This is a genomic window from Pseudonocardia sp. DxW (genome assembly GCF_058448985.1).
The window spans coordinates 410,925-428,884 of sequence record NZ_JBZFLK010000003.1; the positions used below are offsets into that span (position 1 = coordinate 410,925).

The following is a 17,960-nucleotide window of genomic DNA, read 5'->3' on the forward strand; positions in this document are numbered from 1 at the left end:
TCAGAGCAGCCGCCCTACTGCGGCTCGCGCCTCGTGCTTGTCCGGGAGCGCCGCGATCACCGAGGAGACCTCCGCGTACCCGCCCTGGGCCATCGCGACGGCATCGAGACTCTCCCGGCCAGCTGGCGATGTCCTCACGGCGCAGATTCATTCATCCGTGCCAGGCCGGATGCCGGGCATGGATCCCACCTTGCGCGGGTATCCCGCTCAGGAGCCCGGTGCGGCGCCGCTCCTACATCGCTGCAGGTCACGACGCCGTCCCGGCCGGTCAGGAGTGTCAGGAACCCGCGTTCTCCCGGGCCCGCAGGTCCTTGCGCAGGATCTTCCCGGAGGCCGACTTCGGGATCTGCTCGATGAACTCGACGACCCGCACCTTCTTGTGCGGCGCGACCTTCTCCGCGACGAAGGCCATCACCTCGTCCTCGGTGAGGTCCGCGCCGGACGCCTGCTTCACCACGAACGCCTTCGGCACCTCCTCGCCCTCGGCGTCCTTGACGCCGATCACCGCGGTGTCGGCGATCTTGTCGTGGGTCAGCAGCAGCGCCTCCAGTTCGGCGGGCGGCACCTGGTAGCCCTTGTACTTGATCAGTTCCTTGACCCGGTCGACGATCGAGTACACGCCCTCGTCGTCGACGACGGCGATGTCACCGGTGTGCAGGTAGCCGTCGGCGTCCTTGGTGGCGTCGGTGGCGTCGGAGTTGTTCAGGTACCCGACCATCACGTTCGGGCCCTTCACCCACAGCTCGCCGCGCTCGCCGACGCCGACCTCCTGGCCGGACTCCGGATCGACCAGCTTGCACTCGATGTTGGGCAGCGCGAAGCCGGACGAGTTGAGATCGAGATCGCCGCGGTCGTCGGGCATGCAGTGGCTGACCGGCGAGAGCTCGGTCATCCCGTAGCCCTGCAGCACCGTGCAGCCGAGCCGCTTCGCGACCGCGCGGCCGAGCTCGCCGTCCAGCGGCGCCGCACCGGAGAAGATCGTCTTCACGCAGGACAGGTCGTAGGAGTCGACGATCGGGTGCTTCGCCAGCGCGACCGCGACCGGCGGGGCGATGTAGAGCCGGTCCACCGAGTACTTCTGGGTGATCGACAGGAACTGCTCGAGATCGAACTTCGGCATCGTGACGACCGTGGCGCGGGCGTGCAGGCCCTGGTTCATCATCACGGTCATGCCGTAGATGTGGAAGAACGGCAGGAACGCCATGATCTTGGTCTGGTCGGTCACCTCGCCCATGACCTGCACCTGGAGCAGGTTCGCGACCAGGTTGCGGTGGGTCAGGATGACGCCCTTGGCGAGCCCGGTCGTGCCGGACGAGTAGGGCAGCACCGCGGTGTCGGTCGCGGTCGTGGTGAGCTCGGGGGCGGGGGCCTCGGACGCGACGAGATCGGCCAGCGAGTCGTGCCCCTCGACCTTGTCGATGGTCAGCACGGCGTCGGCGGACAGGCCCGCCTCCTTCGCCCCGGCCAGCGCCCGGTCCAGGAACGGCGACACCGTGATCAGCGTCGTCGCACCCGAGTCCGTGAGCTGGTGCGCCAGCTCGCCGCCGGTGTACATCGAGTTCGCGCTGGTCACGATGCCGTTCGCACGCAGGATGCCGTGGAACAGGGCCGCCCACTGGGGCAGGTTCGGCGCGAACAGCGCGACCACGTCGCCCTTGCCGATCCCGCGGGCGGCCAGCCCGCCGGCGATCTTCTCAACCAGGCCGTGGAACTCGGTGAAGGTCAGCTGGTCGCCGGTGGTGCCGTCGAGGAACGCGGGCGCGTCGGCCCGGTCCCCGAATCCGTCGGCGAACAGGAACTCGGTCAGCGAGACATCCGGGATCTCGACGTCCGGGTACGGGCTGCGCATCGACAAGGCGTCGCTCCTTCGCGAGGTCCATCGGGAAGCCGGGCGGCGGGAGGCGCGCCCGGTGTTCCGCAACATGCTAGGCACTGCCGGCCGTCCCCGCCGCCGCGCGGTCGGAAAAAGTTACCCACGAGTCACCGCGGGACCCGGCGCGGCCGGTGACGAATCGCGCGGCGTCGGCCACCATGTCAGGACACAACGGTCGCCGATCCCGAGGCGGCACGCATGACGACACCGCGCGAGCGCGTCCACGCTCCGGGCGGAGCTGCTGCGCCGCAAGCCGATCCGGCCGCCGAGCAGCGGATCGGGGCCGGACGAGCTGCGCCGCACGATCGGCACCTTCCAGCTCGCCGCGTTCGGCATCGGCGCCACCGTCGGCACCGGGATCTTCGTCGTACTCTCCTCCGCCGTCCCGGTGTCGGGCAGCACCTACTACTACGCCTACGCCACGCTCGGCGAGGTGGTGGCGATGGGCGTCGCCGCCTGCCTGCTGCTGGAGTACGGCGTGGTCAACCTGCCGGCCGTCGTCCTGGTCGGGCTGTGCATGGTGCTGCTGATCCGCGGGGCCAGCGAGTCCGCCCGGCTGAACGCGATCATGGTGGCGATCAAGCTGGCGTGCTGGCGATGTTCGTGGTCATCGCCTTCACCGCGTTCGACGCCGACAACTTCGCCGACTTCGCACCGTTCGGCACCGCCGGGGTGGCGACCGCCGCCGGGGTCATCTTCTTCTCCTTCATCGGCCTGGACGCGGTGTCCACCGCGGGCGACGAGGTGCGCGACCCGCAGCGCACGATGCCGCGGGCGCTGCTGATCGCGCTCGCCGTCGTGATCACGTTCTACGTGCTGGTCGCGGTCTCCGCGGTCGGCACCCAGCCCTGGCAGGACTTCGAGGGCCGGTCCGAGGCTCGGTGCGCACCGTCGCCGCCGCCGATCTCGCCGCCCGGCTCGGCACCCCGCTGCGGGTGGCGAGCTTCGGCGTCCGCAACGCCACGATGTACCCGCCCGAGGTCGGCCTGTACGCCGAGGACTCGATCCTCGACTCGTGGGCCGACCAGGCCGCCGAGGCGCAGCACGGGCTGGTCGCCGACGGCACCGTCGACGCCGGCGTGCCGTGCGTGATCGGCACCGGTACCGGCTGGGACGAGGCGGTCGCCGCCGTCGACTGGCGCAGCGACGAGCTGCTCGTCGTGGGATCGTCGGACTCCGGCCCGCTGGCCAGGGTGTTCCTCGGCTCGCGGGCGTCCAGGCTGATCCGGGCCGCACCGGTGCCGGTGCTGGTCCTGCCGCAACCTGAGGTCGAGGAGCTGATGCCGGTGTCCGGGTTCGGTGTGCACTCCGAGGTGGGACGACTGCGGCGCGTCCTGGTCTGCTCGCCCGGCCGGGCGCACGAGAGGCTCACCCCGTCCAACTCCGACGCGCTGCTGTTCGACGACGTCATGTGGGTGCAGAACGCCCGGCGCGACCACGCCGCGTTCGTGTCCGCCATGCGCGGGCTCGGCGTCGAGGTGCTGGAGCTGCACGACGTGCTCGCCGAGACCCTCGCCGTGCCCGGCGCGCGGGCCTGGCTGCTCGACCGCAAGATCGTCCCGAACCAGGTCGGGCTCGGGCTGCTCGCCGAGACCAGGGCGTTCCTGGACGGCCTGACCGATCGCGAGCTGGCCGGGTTCCTGATCGGCGGGCTGTCCACCACGGACCTGCCCGGCGACCTCAGCTCGCCGTGGATCGCGCTCGCCGGCGGCACCGGCGGCCCGCCCGAGTACCTGATGCCGCCGCTGCCGAACACCCTCTACACCCGCGACACCACCTGCTGGATCTACGGCGGCGTCACCCTGAACCCGCTGTTCTGGCCGGCCCGGCACGGCGAGACGCTGCTGATGAAGGCCGTCTACACGTTCCACCCGGAGTTCACCGGCGCCCGCGTGTGGTGGGGCGATCCGGAGCTCGGCTGGGGTGCCGCGTCGATCGAGGGCGGCGACGTGATGCCGGTCGGGAACGGCGCCGTCCTGGTCGGGATGGGCGAGCGCACCTCCCGGCAGGCGATCACCCAGCTGGCCGCCGCACTGTTCGACGCGGGCGCGGCCACCCGGGTGGTGGTCGCCGGGATGCCGAAGCTGCGCGCCGCGATGCACCTGGACACCGTGTTCACCTTCGCCGACCGGGACGTCGCCACCGCCTACGGCGGCATCGTCGACGGCATCCGCACCTTCTCGCTGCGCCCCGGCGACCGCGGGCCGGAGGCGACCGAGGAGAAGGAGCCGTTCGTCGACGTCGTCGCCGACGCGCTCGGCCTGCCCGAGCTGCGGGTGCTGCCCACCGGCGGCGACGTGTACGCCAGCGAGCGCCAGCAGTGGGACTCCGGCAACAACGTGGTCGCCGTCGAGCCGGGCGTGGTGTTCGCCTACGACCGCAACACCCAGACCAACGAGATCCTGCGCCGGGCCGGGGTCACCGTGCACACCATCGTCGGGTCCGAGCTGGGCCGCGGCCGCGGCGGCGGGCACTGCATGACCTGCCCGCTGCTGCGCGACCCGGTGCCGTACTGAGCCCCTCGGGGCTATCCGTCGATCAGGTGCGCGAACGCCGCCAGGTTCGCGGTCGACTCGCCGTGCTCGCTGCGCCAGGCGTACTCGCGCCGGATCGAGGAGGCGAACCCCAGCTCCAGGAAGGTGTTGAAGTCGCCGTCGGCGGCCTGCAGCACCTGGCCGAGCACCCGGTCGATCTCCTCGGCCGTCACCGCGTGCAGCGGCAGCCTGCCGACCAGGTGGATGTCGCCGGCCCGGTCCAGGCAGTAGTGCACGCCGTAGAGCCGGGCGTTGCGCAGCAGCATGAACCGGTAGACGCCCTCGGCGTTCTCGTCAGGACGACGACAGACGAACGCCTGCACCCCGACGGTCTGCTCGCGCACCAGCAGCCAGGTCTGGGTCTGCAGCCGGGCCTCGCCGGGCAGCGTCACCAGCCACTGCCCGGGCCCGCGGTGGACGTGCTCGACGCCCATCCCGGCCAGCGCGTCGGCCACCACCGGATCGAGATCGGTCATCGCCTGCCCCCCTCCCGCACCTGGAACTCGGCGCGGGCCTCGTCGTAGGCGCCCAGCAGGGCCTCGGTCGTGCGGTCCCAGGAGAACCGGCGGGCGTGCCCGGCCGCGACGTCGGCCATCCGCTCGCGGCGGGCCCGGTCCAGGGCCAGCTCGCCGAGCGCGTCCGCCCAGTCGGAGATGTCGTGCCCGCTGACCAGCAGCCCGGACCGGCCCTCGGCGACGGCCACCGGCAGCCCGCCCACCCGGGTCGCGACCACCGGCGTGCCGCAGGCCTGCGCCTCCAGCGCGACCAGCCCGAACGACTCGTTGTAGCTGGGCACCGCCACCACGTCCGCGGCCCGGTAGACGGTGACCAACTCCTCGCCGCCGCGCGGCGGCAGGAACCGGACGACGTCGGTCACACCCAGCTCGGCGGCCAGCTCCTGCAGCGACGTCGGCTCGGCCAGCCCCGACCCGGACGGCCCGCCCGCGACCAGCACCACCAGCCGGTCCCGCAGCGACGGGGTCCGCGCGAGCAGCTCGGCAGCGGCCCGCAGCAGCACGTCCGGCGCCTTGAGCCGCTGGATCCGGCCGACGAACGCGAGCACCACGGCGTCCGCCGGGAGGTCCAGCGCGGCCCGGGCGGCGGCCCGGTCACCCGGCCGGAACCGGTCGGTGTCGACACCCGGCGGGATCGTGACGGTGCGCCGCGGATCGGCGTCGTAGAGGTCGATCAGCTGCTTGGCCTCGATCTCGGTGTTCGCGACCAGCCGGTCCGCCTCGGCGACGACCTGCTCCTCGCCGATCAGCCGGACCCGCGGCTCGGGGGTGTCCCCGGCGGCCAGCGCGGCGTTCTTCACCTTCGCGAGGGTGTGCGCGGTGTGCACCAGCGGCACCCCCCACCGGTCCCGGGCCAGCCACCCGACCTGGCCGGACAGCCAGTAGTGCGAGTGCACGACGTCGTACCAGCCGGGATCGTGCCGGGCCTCGGCCCGCAGCACGCCCGCGGTGAACGCGCACAGCTGGGCGGGCAGGTCGTCCTTGCCGAGCCCCTCGAACGGGCCCGCGGCGACGAACCGGACGGTCGCACCCGGGGCGAGCTCGACCGTCGGCGGCTGCTCCGACGACGTCGCCCGGGTGAAGATCTCCACCTCGACCCCGCGCCGGGCCATCCGGATCGCGGTCTGCGCGACGTAGACGTTCATGCCGCCTGCGTCGCCGGTGCCGGGCTGCTCGGTCGGGGAGGTGTGTACCGAGAGCACCGCGACCCGGCGCGGAAGCTCTGACGTCACGGCATCATCCTGACACGCCGCCGCTCGGCGAGCGCGGCCACCAGCGCCCGCAGCGGGTCCGACGCGTGCCACCCGCCGTCCGGCCCCGGCCAGGCCGGGACGGTGACCGCGCCGCCGCCGTCCAGATCGACGACCAGCCGGTCGTGCCGCCGCAGCTCCCCGGCCGGCGGGTCGGCGCCGATCGCCCGGCAGGCCAGCACGATCTCGGCGTCCGCGGTCCAGCCGAGCGGCTCGCCCGCGCCGCGGACGGTGCCGGTCACCCGGGCCGAGGCGACCGGCAGGTCGAGCAGCTCGGCGAGCGCGTCCGGGTCGTCGCCGCCGGGGACGGCCGGGACGTCGCCGAGCGCGGGCAGCACCCACGGCGTGTCCGCGACGACCGCGCGATCGGCCGGGACGACCGCGCCGGTCAGCGTCCGGACCTGATCGGGCGGGTCGAGATCGTCGAGCTCGAACACACCGGCGCGCAGCGCCGCGGCCAGCGCGGTGTGCGCGATCCCGGCGACGTCGCCGGTGACCGGGCGGGCCGGGTCGGCGAGCCGGTCCAGCAGCTCCACCGCCTCGTCGGCGCCGCCGATCACGATCCCGGCCCGGACGCCGATCGCGGTGAGGACGGCGTCGTCGGCGGGACCGCCGAGACCGGCCAGCGGCGGGAGCGGATCGTAGAGACCGGCCAGCGTGGACGCCGAGGGCAGCCGCCAGGTCGACGGCAGCCGCCCGCCGATCCGCACGTGCCGGGACAGCCACCACGCGGTGTACCCGGTGAGCATCGCGGCCCGGGTGTCCCGGTCGGCGGCGAGCAGGGCCAGTGCGGCCGGCCAGGCGTCGTCGTCGACGAGATCGAGATCCCGGACGGCGGGGCCCACTGTCCCGCCGGCCCCGCCGGCGCCGCCGCCGTCGTAGCCGCCGCCGTCGTAGCGGTCGGCGTCGTGCAGCACCTCCGGATCGAACTCGGCCACCGCGAACCGGTCCAGCACGCCGGCCGCGACCAGCGCGTCCCGGCCGGCGTCCAGCCAGCGGGCGTCCAGGATCCCGACCGGGGCGTCCGGGTCGAGCAGCGCGCGCAGCGGCGCGTCGGGGAGCACCAGCTCGTCGGCCCGGGCCGGGGCGCCGTCGTCGGCGGTGAGGGCGAGCGCGCCGAACCGCGGATCGCGCGCCGCGGACGGCGTGTCCAGCAGCGCGAGCACCGCCCGGGCCAGCGGCTCGGTGTCCAGGCCGGCCTCGGCGTCGTCGACCGAGCGCTCCACGGCGTCGAGCAGCGCGGGCGCGGCCAGCAGCGTCTCGCGGTCGGCGGCGGCGGCGCCGAGCCTGCGCAGCAGCGGATGCGCGGCATCGGGATGGGCGATCCGCAGCTCCGGCAGCTCCGGGGTGGCGGCGTCGGCCAGCAGCACCGACGCCGGGCCGGGCACCAGGCGGCCGTCGGCCAGCGGGACCGGCAGCGCGCCCAGCTCCGCGGCGAGGCCGGGGATCCGGTCGACGGCCGGGGCGAGCGCCGCGTAGAGCTCCCGCCACCAGGTCGGCGCCGTGTCGATCCCGGTCAGCCGCTCGGCCAGGCCCGCCGGGCCCAGCCGGTCGACGTGCAGTCCGGGCGGCGGGACGATGCCGGAGGCGACCAGCCGGTCGAACGCCGGACCGGCGGCGGCGAGCAGCTCCGGCAGGCCGGCCGGGGTGTCGCCGCCGAGATCGAGGTACTCGGCGCGGTCCGGGGCGAGCGGCCCGCCACCGGCCGCCGCGGGCAGCCACGGCGCGGAGCCGAGCTCGGCGTCGATCGCGGTGCGCAGCAGCCCGTCCAGCGGGGAGCGCGGGAAGCCCGGCTCGGGCACCAGGGCCGTCCGGAACTCCGGCCCGACCGCACCGACGAGCTCGGCGTAGGCCCGGGCGGCCTGCCCGACGAGCTCGCCGGTGGCCGGGTCGTCGGCGCGGATCCGGCGGCGGTCCGGGTCCAGCGGGAACGGCGCGAGCAACCGGGCCGGCAGCGACAGCTGCTCCGCGCTGGGGGTGGGGGCGTGCAGCACCTCGCCGGCGTCCGGCGGGTACGGGACCGGGCGACCCTCGTCGTCGTACGGGAGGGCCCAGCGCGCCGGATCACCGGCGAGCAGCAGCTCGCGGTCACCGATCCGGACCCGCCCGGCGCCGCGCTCGGTGCGGATCAGCGTGGTGTCCCCGGCGACCACCTCACCCAGCGCGGGCAGCGCGAGCATCAGATCGGCCGCGATCCCGGCGAGCTCGGCGAGCAGCGCCGCCGGATCGGCGGCGTCGGGCCGCAGCCGGACCTCGGTGGCGTAACCGACCGGCGGCGGCTCCTCGTCCGTGGGCCAGCACAGCCGCAGCACCGGCACCCGCGGATCGCGGGCCAGCTCCTCGGCCGCGGCACCGCCCAGCGCCGCCACCTCGGCGGCCGTGCGCTCCGCGGAGAACGCGATCCCGCCGTCCGCGGTGACCAGCCGCGGCTGCGCGCAGATCGCGGACACCGCGGCGAACCCGACGCCGAACCGGCCGGTCGCGCCCGCGGCGTCGCGCTTCGCCGACGCGCGCAGCGCCGCCAGCGCGGCGACCCCGGCGGCGTCCAGCGGGGCGCCGGTGTTCGCGATCCGCAGCTCGCCGTCGTGCACCCGGGCGAGCACCCGGCCCGGCACCCCGGCGGCGACGGCCGCATCCGAGGCGTTCTGCAGCAGCTCGGCGGCCCAGGTCCGGGCGTACCCGCCGCGGCGCAGGTCGTCCTCGGCGTTGACGTCCTCCCGGAACCGGGTCGGCGACGACGACCACGCCGCGAGCACCCCGGCCCGCAGCGCCGCGGTGCCGAACGGGTCGGCGGGAGGTCCGCTCAGCGGGAACCGACCGGTTCGAGGTCCACGCCGTCGTCGTAGACCAGGGCCGAGACGTACACCGGCGACCCGGCCGGCTCGGTCACCGACGAATGCGCGCCGCAGCCGAAACCGACCGCGACGACCTGTCCGTCCGCCGGGGCCGAGCCGTTGGCGCACACACCGAACACCCCGCGCAGCGAACCGGCGATCGGCAGCATGAACCCGCAGGTCCCGCAGGACGCGGGCGCCGCCTTGGCCAGGTCGGCGGTCGGGCCGCGCTCGCCGTGCTGCCAGCGCTCGGCGGCCGCGGCGCGGCCGTCCGCGGACAGCACCCGCTCCCGGCCGAGCCCGACCTCGTGGGCCAGCTCCTCGAACGCCGGATCGCCGCTGTCGACGTAGCCGGGCACCAGCCGCGGGTCGTCGGCCGGCGGCGGCAGCAGGTCGCCCGGCTTGAGATCGCCGGGCCGGACCCGCTGGTCCCACGGCACCCAGCTGGGCGCGACGATGGCGGTGTCACCGGGCAGCAGCACCGACTCAGAGACCGTCGCCGGCTCGTGCGGCCCGGCACTGGCAACCGTGACGGCCCAGCGCCAGCCGCGGTAGCCGGGCAGCTCCGCGACGAACGAGTGCGTCACCGAGCCGTCGTCCTCGGCGTCGGCGCCCAGGTGCAGGCCCACCGCGGCGACGGCGTCCGCGCGGCCCAGCTCGTAGGCCGCCTCCTCGACGGCGGCGGCCCGGGCGACCTCGACGGCGTCGAACAGCTCCGGCGGCGCGACCCGCGCCTCCGGCGCTGCAAGCAGTGCGGGCGCCTCCGGCTCTGCAAGCGGTGTGGGCGCCCCCGGCGCTGCACCCGGTGCGGGCGCCTCCGGCACCGTGGCCCCCTCGGGGTAGGAGGTGTCGTCACCAGCAGTCACCTCACCAGTGTGCCACCCGGCTCCGGGCATCCTGGGCCGGTGCCCGTTGCGCTGCTGCTCCCCCTAGTCCTCGTGCTCGCGGCGTGCGGCGCCGCCGCACCGGCACCCGGTTCCGCACCGGTGGTCCGCCCGGAGGTGCTGGCCGAGATCCCGCACGACCCGACGGCGTTCACCCAGGGCCTGGAGCTGCACGACGGCGTGCTCTACGAGGGCACCGGCCGGGTCGGCGAGTCCGAGATCCGGGCCCTGGACCCGGACACCGGGGCGCTGCGCGCGGCCACCCCGCTGCCGCCCGCCTACTTCGGCGAGGGGATCACCGTCGTCGGGGACGCGATCTGGCAGCTCACCTGGCGCGACGGCGTCGCCCTGGAGTGGGACCGGGACACCCTGGCGCTGCGCCGCGAGGTCCCGGTCGACGGCGAGGGCTGGGGCCTGTGCCTGGCCGACGACGGCCGCGTCGTCCGCTCCGACGGCACCGACCGGCTGCGCTTCCACGATCCGGACGATCTCGCCGAGACCGGCTCGGTCGCCGTCACCCGGGACGGCTCGCCGCAGCAGCAGCTCAACGAACTGGAGTGCGTCGGCGACCGGGTGTGGGCGAACGTGTGGCAGAGCGACGAGATCGTCCGGATCGACCCGGCCACCGGCACGGTGGACCTGGTGGTGGACGCCTCCGGGCTGCTCGACCGGGCCCGCGGCCGGGACGCCGACGTGCTGAACGGGATCGCGCACGTCGCCGGGGACGAGTACCTGATCACCGGGAAGCTGTGGCCAGCGACGTTCCGGGTGCGGCTGGCGCCGCCGGCCTGAACCCGGTGCGTCCGGCCGGGTGACGACGCGCCCGGACCACCCCCGGGGACGGCGAAACCGTCGGTGCCGCGGCGCACAATGGGCCCATGGCCCCGAACCCGTTCCGGCGCCGCCGCGACCGCACCGCGGGTCCCGACAGCTCCGGCGGGCGCACCGGGCGGGTCGCGCGGCCGGATCCGCGCACCACGCCGATCGCCTCGGACCCGTCGCTGCGCGGGCCGGCCGGCGACGCCCGCACCGGCCCGCGGAAGCTGACCGTCACCCGGGTCGCGGTGCACCGCACCCGGGAGCTGACCGGGCGCGCCGTGGGCCTGTTCCGCCGGGCCGCGACCGCGGACGGCGCCGACGGCTCCGGATTGACCGCGCTGACCTACGCCACGATGTTCACCTACGCGCTCGACGCGGCGGTCGCCGTTGCCCTGGCGAACACCCTGTTCTTCGCGGCGGCGACCGCCGAGTCGACCGCCAACGTCGCCCTCTACCTGGCGATCACCGTCGCCCCGTTCGCGCTGGTCGCGCCGGTGATCGGGCCGATGCTGGACCGGCTGCAGCGGGGCAGGCGGATCGCGATGGCGGTGTCCTGCGCCGGACGGGCGGTGCTCGCCGTGGTGCTGGTGTTCCACCTGGACACCTGGGTGCTGTACCCGGCGGCGCTCGGGATCCTGGTGCTGAGCAAGTCGTTCCTGGTGCTGAAGGCCGCGGTGACCCCGCGGGTGCTGCCGTCGACGATCACCCTGGCCACCACGAACTCCCGGCTCACCACGTTCGGGATGGCCGCGGGCGGCGTCGCCGGCGCGGTGGCCGCCGGCGCCGCCTGGGCGTTCGGCTCGCCGGGCGCGCTGTACTGGACGGCGGCGCTCGGCGTCGCCGGCGCGGTGCTGTGCCTGCGCATCCCGCGCCGGGTGGAGTCGACCGCGGGCGAGGTGCCCGCGGCGGTGCCGGCCGCCAGGCCCGGGACCCGGCGCGCCAGGGTGCCGGCGACCCGCTCGGTGCTGGTGGCGCTGTGGGGCACCGGCGCGGTCCGGGTGCTGACCGGCTTCCTGACGCTGTTCGTCGCGTTCGTCGTCAAGGCGGGCACCGAGCAGGCCGGCGGCGACCCGGCCCGGCAGGTGATCGTGATCGGCGTGGTCGGCACGGCCGCGGGTGCCGGCCTGTTCCTCGGCAACGCGGTCGGTGCGCGCAGCCGGTTCGGCCGGGTCGAGCCGGTGGTGCTCGCCGCGGCCGGTGCGGCCGTGCTGGCGGCGGCCGGCGCGGCGCTGGTGCCCGGGGTCCCGGCGGCGGTGGTGGTGGCGCTGATCGCGTCCACGGCGAGCGCGCTGGCGAAGGTCTGCCTGGACGCGGTGATCCAGCGCGACCTGCCCGAGCACGCCAGGGCGTCCGCGTTCGGCCGGTCCGAGACGGTGCTGCAGCTGGCCTGGGTGCTGGGTGGCGCGATCGGCGTGCTGGCCCCGCACGACACCTTCCGGACCGGTTTCGTGATCGCCGCCTGCATGATCGCGGTGTTCGCGCTGCAGGCGGCGATGGTCCGCCGCGGCAGCACCCTGGTCCCCGGCCTGGCGCCGCGCGCGGCGCCACCGGCGGCCGCCGCGGTGCGCTGACGTCGCGGATCGGGTGCCCGGCCGCGGTACGTAGGCTGGCCGCCGTGATCACCCGATCCCGCCGGTCCGGCCGCGCGCTCGCCGGGCTGCTCGCCGTCGCCGCCGTCCTGCTCGCCGGCTGCGGGACGTCGCGGCCCACCGTCACGTTCGACGTCGACGGCACCTCGCTCACCGCCGCGCCGACCCAGTTCTGCGACAACCGGATGGAGAACTGCTCGGACGAGCCGAACTCCCGGGTCACCGCGGACGTGCCGCCCGGCACCCCGATCCGGATCACCGTGCCGGAGGAGGTCTCGGAGGGCCCGTGGCAGGTCGCCTACGCCTTCACCCGCGGCGACGACCCGGCCCCGATCGAGCAGCGCAGCGACATAGCCACCCCGGGCAGCCGCGGCGAGTACACGCTGATCCTGCCCTCGGAGACCGACCGGCTGGTCACCGCGCAGGTGCAGCTGTTCGGCGCGGCGCCGGCGATCGACCCGGAGACCGAGGAGCTGGAGTTCCCGGTCCGGGCGACCTGGGTGCTGGTCGGGGAGCAGCCGGCGGGCTGAGGGGCCTCGGGCGACGCCGGTCGTGAATCCCCTCAGCGCCCGGCGTGCGCCCGCCCACCCACCAGCAGCCGGGCCAGCGCCGCGTCCGACGCGTCCAGCGCCTCCCGGTCCCAGGTCGACGAGCTGACCATCAGCTCGTCCGCGCCGGTCCGGGTCACCAGGTCGTCGAGCAGCTCCGCGACGGTGTCGGGATCCCCGGCCAGGGTCCGGGCCAGCGACCGGGCGACGGTGTCCCGCTGCCGCGCGGTGGTCCGGCGGCCCGGGTCGGGCGGCTCCAGCGGCGGGAACTCGCCGGTGGTCCGGGCGGCGGCGAGCGCCCACGCCTCGGACAGCGCGAGATCGGGGTGCCCGACCAGGACGTCGGCCGAGACGACCAGGTGCGCGGCGTCGCCGGCCCGCTCGCGGTAGCCCTCCAGCGCGGCGCGGTCGTCGAGCACCGGCCCACCGACGACGGCCGGCAGCCCCAGCTCCCCGGCGAGCCGCAGTCCGGCGCCGGTCGCCAGCAGGAACAGCGGGACCGACCGTTCCGGACGCGGCCGGACGGTGACCGGGCCGGTGCCGTCCAGGAACGAGCGCAGCTCGGCGAGCTCGGCCCGGAAGGTGTCGTCGTCGGCGGCCGCGGCGCGCAGCGCCCGCCGGACCGGCTCGGTGAAGCCGGGTGACCGCCCGATGCCGAGATCGATCCGGCCCGGGTACAGCGCGGCGAGCATCGCGACCTGCTCGGCGACCACGATCGGCTGGTGGTTGGGCAGCATGATGCCGCCGGAGCCGACCCGGATCCGGTCGGTCGCCGCTGCCACCGCCGCCATCAGCACCGGCGGGCTGCCGGACGCGATCCCGGGCACCGCGTGGTGCTCGGCCACCCAGAACCGGTGGTAGCCGAGCTGCTCGGCGCGCCGGGCCCGCGCCACGGTGTGCCGCAGCGCGGCCGAGTCGGGCTCGCCGGCCCGGGTCCGCGAACGATCCAGCAACGACAGGCGCACGCCTGCCGGAACGCCGCGCCGGCGCCCGGCATTTCCGGGCGCCCGGCGGGCGTCAGCCGTCCAGGTCGCGGGCGACCGCGCGGACCACCTCGGCGGCCAGCTTGCAGGTCTTGCGGTCGGGATAGCGGCCGTGCCGCAACGCGGGCTGGATCTTGTTGTCCAGCAGCCGCATCATGTCCTCGATCAGGCCGTGCAGCTCCTCCGCGGGGCGCCGGGTGTTCTCGACGGCGGACGGCTGCTTCTCGACCAGCCGGACCGACAGCGCCTGTGGCCCGCGCCGCCCCTCGGCCATACCGAACTCGACACGCTGACCGGACTTGAGCGCCTCCACCCCCGCCGGCAGTGCCGCCTTGCGGACGTAGACGTCCTCGCCGCCGTCCTGCGAGAGGAAGCCGAAGCCCTTCTCCGCGTCGTACCACTTCACCCTGCCGGTGGGCACCGTGCTCCTCGATTCACTGCGATTGCTGCGTGCACGACGAACGCGCCCGGATGGACCGTGACAAACCGTGCTCGGGTCACCCGGACGCGTCAGGTGCCCATCGTACCGTCCGCGGACGGCCGGAGTCAGGCGTTTCGGACGCCGGCCGCGGCCTCCAGGTCGAGCAGGCCGACCGAGCGCTCGCGCATCTCGACCTTGCGGACCTTGCCGGTGACCGTCATCGGGAACTCCTCGACGACGAGCACGTAGCGCGGGATCTTGTAGTGCGCGAGCCTGCCGGTGGCGAACTCCTTCAGCGTGTCCGCGGTCAGCTCGGCCGCGCCCTCGCGCAGGATCACCCAGGCGCACAGCTCCTCGCCGTAGCGCTCGTCCGGAACACCGATGACCTGGGCGTCGACCACGTCGGGATGGGTGTAGAGGAACTCCTCGATCTCCCGCGGGTACACGTTCTCGCCGCCCCGGATGACCATGTCCTTGATCCGGCCGGTGATGTTGAGGTAGCCGTCGTCGTCCATCACGGCGAGATCGCCGGTGTGCATCCAGCGGGCCGCGTCGATCGACTCGGCGGTCTTGTCCGGCTGGTTCCAGTAGCCCAGCATCACCGAGTAACCGCGGGTGCACAGCTCCCCGGCCTCGCCGCGCGGCACGGTCTTCCCGGTTTCCGGGTCGACGACCTTGATCTCCAGGTGCGGGTGCACCCGGCCGACGGTGGAGACCCGGCGGTCCAGCGAGTCGTCCGCGCGGGTCTGGGTGGACACCGGCGACGTCTCGGTCATGCCGTAGCAGATCGTCACCTCGCCCATCCCCATCCGCTCGACGACCTGCTTCATCACCTCGACCGGGCACGGCGAGCCGGCCATGATCCCGGTGCGCAGGCTGGACAGGTCGAACGACTCGAAGTCGGGATCGTTGAGCTCGGCGATGAACATCGTCGGGACCCCGTAGAGCGAGGTGCAGCGCTCCTGCTCGACGGCCCGCAGGGTCGCCTTGGGATCGAAGCCCTGGGCCGGGATGACCATCGTCGCGCCGTTGGTGGTGCAGCCGAGGTTGCCCATCACCATGCCGAAGCAGTGGTAGAACGGCACCGGGATGCAGACCCGGTCGGCCTCGGTGTACCCGCACAGCTTCCCGACGTAGTAGCCGTTGTTCAGGATGTTGTGGTGCGACAGCGTCGCGCCCTTCGGGAAGCCGGTCGTCCCCGAGGTGTACTGGATGTTGATCGGGTCGTCCGCGCCGAGCGACGCCTGCACCTGCGCCAGCCGGACCCGGTCCGGCGCCGCGCCGCCGTCGGCCAGCGCGGTCCACTCGTCCGACCCGACGATCACGACCCGCTCCAGCTCCGGGCAGTTCGGCCGGACCTCGGCGATCATCTTCTCGTAGTTCGACGTCTTGAACTCCGACGCCGACACCAGGGTGGAGATCCCGGCCTGCTTGAGCACGAACTCCAGCTCGTGCGTCCGGTAGGACGGGTTGATGTTGACCAGGACGACGCCGATCTTCGCGGTGGCGTACTGGACGAGTGTCCACTCGGCGGTGTTCGGCGACCAGATCCCGAGCCGGTCCCCGGTCGCCACCCCGGCCGCGAGCAGGCCGCAGGCGAGCTTGTCGACGGCCTCGCGGAGCTGGGTGTAGGTCCAGCGGCGGCCGGTGGGCACGTCGACCAGCGCGTCGTTGTCGCCGAACGCGGCGGCGGTCCGGTCGAAGTTGTCGCCGATCGTGTCGCCGAGCAGCGGGGTGTCCGAGACCCCGGACGCGTACGACGGGACGGCGGGGGCTCCGGCGGCGGTGGAGGTCACGGCGATGTTCTCCTCGGCAGTGCTGGTGACGACGCCGGGTGCGGCGCAGTTCGGCGCGGTGCGGCGCCCGGAGGCGGCCGTCACATCCTGTCCCCGGAACCGGGCCGCTGCCAACACCCGGCTACCCACGTAAGGAGTGCACCCGAGGTTCAGGAGGACAGCCTGCGCCCGGCGCGCCGGCCCGACTCGGCCACCCGGGCGGCGCCCCGGCGGGCCCCGCGGGCGGCCCGGCGCAGCGGCCGCGGGGACGGCTCCGGCCACGGCCCGACCGGGACGAGCACGCGCTCGGCCGGGTCGAACCCGGCCGGGTAGCCGGGCTCCCGCCAGGTCCCGGCGGGCGCCTGCGGCGGCAGCCACTCCGGACGCCACATCCCCAGCGCCAGGTCCAGGTCCTCCAGCCGGGGCCGCAGCTCGTCGGTCAGCTCGGTCCGCAGGTGCTCCGCCCACAGCCGGACCCGCAGGTCGCGCACCTGGTCCCCGGTCGTCACCAGCGCCGCGCTCAGCTCGGTGTCGGTGCCGCGCATCGAGCGGGAGAAGAAGTTGGCCGACCCGACGGCGGCGTACACGTCGTCGACCAGCATCACCTTGGTGTGCACGGTGAGCCCCTCGATCCGGTGCATGATCACGTTCCCGCGGTCGGCCGGTTCCAGCTGGTCGATGACCCCGCGCTGCACGTCCCCGGTGACCCGGCGGCGGAACGTGTTGATCCCGGCGTCGGCCGGGTCCCGGCGGCCGGAGCAGACCAGCACGATCCGCACGCCGCGGGCGGCGGCGTCGCGCAGCAGGCCGTAGAGCCGGAACGCCCGCCGGCCGCCCGGGACCTCGAAGAAGTACTGGTCCTCCAGGTAGATGTAGCGCCGGGCGCCGCGGATCGCCGCGGCGAGCCCGTGGAACACCTCCTGCACGCCGTGCCGCGGCAGCACCGTCCAGTGCCGGCGGTAGAGCGTGCCGAAGTGGTCGATCTTCCACGGCCGCAGCGAGCGCAGGACCTGCACCGCGGTGCCGAGGGCGGCCCGGGCCGGGGTCGGCGGCGACGGCGGCAGCGGCGGCGCGAACGGCTCCGGGTTCATCGGCTCCCAGCGCGCCGGCGGGCGGTAGAACGACCGCGGCGGCAGCGTCGCGGCCTCCGCCCAGCGGGCCCGGTACACCTCCCACACCCGGCCGGCGGCCGGGCCGCGCAGCCGGACGGCGCCGTCGTGCCAGCCCCAGCGCTCGTCACCGATCGAGAGCCGGTCGTGCGGCTCGGCGTCGAACCGGTTCGCCGACAGGTCGAGACCGCCGACGAACGCGGTCAGCGTGCCCCCGACGTGCACCAGCACGATCTTCTGGTGGTGGCAGCCGATGCCGGAGCCGGACCAGTCGAGCAGCACCCGGCCGTGCAGCGACGGCCGCCGGCGCAGCTCCAGCGCGGCGAACGCGTTCGCCCGGAACGGCCCGATCGCGACCCCCGGCACCGACCCGGAGAACACCGCTGCGGTGAGCAGCACCCGCACGTCCACGCCGTCGTCGGCGAGCCGGGCCAGCCGGTCGGCGAGCGCCTCGTAGTCGTCGTCGCCGGGCTCGGCGCCGGTGAGGTCCATGTCCGGCTGCAGGTTCAGTCCGGTGATCAGCACCGAGTCGCCGGGGCCCGCCCGGTCGAACAGCTCGCACAGCTGGGCGAAGTAGTCGACGCCGTCGACGATCGCCCGCCACTCGGTGTCCTCCCGGAACGTCGGGCAGTCCGCGGTGCCGGGGACCAGGTAGCCGGCCTCCAGTGCGGGCAGGTCCGCCGGGATGTCGTGCTGTCCTGGCATGACCGGAACGGTAGACGGCCGCCGGCTCAGACATCCCATGCCGTAGTGGTGTCAAGCGGCAGCGGTGTCGCGGTGGGCCCAGGCGGTGGTTTCGTCGTAGACGGTTCGGGTCTTGAGGCAA

The 17,960-nt window shown here is 74.7% G+C and carries 15 protein-coding genes and 1 pseudogene; 5 read left to right on the forward strand and 11 right to left on the reverse strand.

Features of this window, described 5'->3' with window-relative positions; all coding sequences use genetic code 11:
• The 3 genes from ACVJO7_RS07165 to ACVJO7_RS07175 form a co-directional block, all read right to left on the reverse strand.
• On the reverse strand, positions 1-138 hold the full coding sequence (locus tag ACVJO7_RS07165) for a hypothetical protein (protein WP_491672199.1): 138 nt from the start codon (positions 136-138) through the stop codon (positions 1-3).
• 139 nt (positions 139-277) lie between these two features.
• Entirely contained in the window at positions 278-1,849 is a 1,572-nt protein-coding gene (locus tag ACVJO7_RS07170; RefSeq protein WP_491672200.1) for an AMP-binding protein, read from the reverse strand.
• 438 nt (positions 1,850-2,287) lie between these two features.
• The gene (locus ACVJO7_RS07175) at positions 2,288-2,455 is read right to left on the reverse strand and encodes a hypothetical protein (RefSeq protein WP_491672201.1); all 168 of its coding nucleotides are present in this window, start codon (positions 2,453-2,455) and stop codon (positions 2,288-2,290) included.
• Positions 2,456-2,470: 15 nt separating this feature from the next.
• Here ACVJO7_RS07175 and ACVJO7_RS07180 point away from each other — a divergent pair.
• Positions 2,471-2,674, forward strand: a pseudogene (locus ACVJO7_RS07180) (amino acid permease); the annotation flags it as partial.
• A gap of 80 nt (positions 2,675-2,754) precedes the next feature.
• Positions 2,755-4,389, forward strand: coding sequence for an arginine deiminase (locus ACVJO7_RS07185; protein ID WP_491672202.1), 1,635 nt, complete (start codon positions 2,755-2,757; stop codon positions 4,387-4,389).
• Between the two features lie 11 nt (positions 4,390-4,400).
• Here ACVJO7_RS07185 and ACVJO7_RS07190 read toward each other — a convergent pair whose 3' ends face one another.
• From ACVJO7_RS07190 to ACVJO7_RS07205, 4 genes are read right to left on the reverse strand one after another with little or no spacing between them, the layout of a single operon-like run.
• Complete coding sequence (locus tag ACVJO7_RS07190; protein ID WP_491672203.1) at positions 4,401-4,883, reverse strand: type III secretion system chaperone family protein; 483 nt, start codon at positions 4,881-4,883, stop codon at positions 4,401-4,403.
• Positions 4,880-6,154: a D-inositol-3-phosphate glycosyltransferase gene (gene mshA / locus ACVJO7_RS07195; RefSeq protein WP_491672204.1), complete on the reverse strand. Its 1,275-nt coding sequence runs from the start codon at positions 6,152-6,154 to the stop codon at positions 4,880-4,882. The genes ACVJO7_RS07190 and mshA overlap by 4 nt, the downstream gene beginning before the upstream one ends.
• Positions 6,151-8,928: a sacsin N-terminal ATP-binding-like domain-containing protein gene (locus ACVJO7_RS07200; protein WP_491672205.1), complete on the reverse strand. Its 2,778-nt coding sequence runs from the start codon at positions 8,926-8,928 to the stop codon at positions 6,151-6,153. Before ACVJO7_RS07200 ends, mshA begins: the two co-directional genes overlap by 4 nt.
• A gap of 47 nt (positions 8,929-8,975) precedes the next feature.
• Positions 8,976-9,872 (reverse strand): DUF3027 domain-containing protein, encoded by an 897-nt coding sequence (locus tag ACVJO7_RS07205; RefSeq protein ID WP_491672206.1) that lies wholly within the window; start codon positions 9,870-9,872, stop codon positions 8,976-8,978.
• A gap of 39 nt (positions 9,873-9,911) precedes the next feature.
• Between ACVJO7_RS07205 and ACVJO7_RS07210 the strand changes: the two genes are divergently transcribed.
• The 3 genes from ACVJO7_RS07210 to ACVJO7_RS07220 all read left to right on the forward strand — a co-directional run bounded on the left by ACVJO7_RS07210 (position 9,912) and on the right by ACVJO7_RS07220 (position 12,828).
• On the forward strand, positions 9,912-10,682 hold the full coding sequence (locus ACVJO7_RS07210) for a glutaminyl-peptide cyclotransferase (RefSeq protein WP_491672207.1): 771 nt from the start codon (positions 9,912-9,914) through the stop codon (positions 10,680-10,682).
• 86 nt (positions 10,683-10,768) lie between these two features.
• A complete protein-coding gene (locus ACVJO7_RS07215; protein ID WP_491672208.1) occupies positions 10,769-12,280 on the forward strand; it encodes an MFS transporter in 1,512 nt (503 codons plus the stop codon).
• 44 nt (positions 12,281-12,324) lie between these two features.
• The gene (locus ACVJO7_RS07220; protein WP_344026895.1) at positions 12,325-12,828 is read left to right on the forward strand and encodes a DUF2771 family protein; all 504 of its coding nucleotides are present in this window, start codon (positions 12,325-12,327) and stop codon (positions 12,826-12,828) included.
• 32 nt (positions 12,829-12,860) lie between these two features.
• Here ACVJO7_RS07220 and ACVJO7_RS07225 read toward each other — a convergent pair whose 3' ends face one another.
• The 4 genes from ACVJO7_RS07225 to ACVJO7_RS07240 form a co-directional block, all read right to left on the reverse strand.
• Positions 12,861-13,799, reverse strand: coding sequence for an MsnO8 family LLM class oxidoreductase (locus ACVJO7_RS07225; RefSeq protein WP_491672209.1), 939 nt, complete (start codon positions 13,797-13,799; stop codon positions 12,861-12,863).
• A gap of 64 nt (positions 13,800-13,863) precedes the next feature.
• Positions 13,864-14,250, reverse strand: a complete 387-nt coding sequence (locus ACVJO7_RS07230; protein WP_344026891.1) for a cold-shock protein — start codon at positions 14,248-14,250, stop codon at positions 13,864-13,866.
• Between the two features lie 125 nt (positions 14,251-14,375).
• Positions 14,376-16,046: an AMP-binding protein gene (locus ACVJO7_RS07235; RefSeq protein ID WP_491672220.1), complete on the reverse strand. Its 1,671-nt coding sequence runs from the start codon at positions 16,044-16,046 to the stop codon at positions 14,376-14,378.
• 149 nt (positions 16,047-16,195) lie between these two features.
• A complete protein-coding gene (locus ACVJO7_RS07240; protein WP_491672210.1) occupies positions 16,196-17,839 on the reverse strand; it encodes a phospholipase D-like domain-containing protein in 1,644 nt (547 codons plus the stop codon).
• Positions 17,840-17,960 lie beyond the last annotated feature (121 nt).

Excerpts from the sequence above, each read along its gene's own strand:
- ACVJO7_RS07170 (WP_491672200.1), bottom strand. The coding sequence starts at position 1,849 with ATGCGCAGCCCGTACCCGGACGTCGAGATCCCGGATGTCTCGCTGACC.
- ACVJO7_RS07190 (WP_491672203.1), bottom strand. The coding sequence starts at position 4,883 with ATGACCGATCTCGATCCGGTGGTGGCCGACGCGCTGGCCGGGATGGGC.
- ACVJO7_RS07215 (WP_491672208.1), top strand. The coding sequence starts at position 10,769 with ATGGCCCCGAACCCGTTCCGGCGCCGCCGCGACCGCACCGCGGGTCCC.
- ACVJO7_RS07240 (WP_491672210.1), bottom strand. The coding sequence starts at position 17,839 with ATGCCAGGACAGCACGACATCCCGGCGGACCTGCCCGCACTGGAGGCC.